This window comes from Bacillus cereus group sp. BfR-BA-01382, from assembly GCF_022663475.1.
GTDB classification, from domain to species: Bacteria; Bacillota; Bacilli; order Bacillales; family Bacillaceae_G; genus Bacillus_A; species Bacillus_A thuringiensis_S.
This window is the reverse complement of the sequence record NZ_JAKUFQ010000379.1, coordinates 1-262: the sequence shown is the minus strand read 5'-3', so window position 1 is coordinate 262 and position 262 is coordinate 1. Positions and strand designations below refer to the sequence as shown.

The window sequence follows — 262 nt, the reverse complement described above, 5'->3', positions numbered from 1 at the left end:
CGAAGTTATAGTAGTGGATAATCTTTCGAATAGCTCGGTAGAATCCATAAATCGAGTGAAAGAAATAACAGGAAAACAATTTAAGTTTTATAAAGAAGATGTTTTAAATCGCGAAGCGCTTGACGCAATTTTTGAAGAAAATGTAATTGAAGCAGTTATTCACTTTGCAGGATTTAAAGCTGTAGGGGAGTCAGTAGCGATTCCATTAACATATTATCATAACAACATTACAAGCACGTTAGTGCTATGTGAAGTAATGCAG

Annotated in this window: 1 protein-coding gene; it reads left to right on the top strand. The window is 34.0% G+C overall.

Annotation, left to right across the window (positions count from 1 at the left end; genetic code table 11):
- Window positions 1-262 (top strand): GDP-mannose 4,6-dehydratase (locus tag MR160_RS34405; RefSeq protein ID WP_242299260.1); only part of this gene is annotated, 262 nt, incomplete at both ends.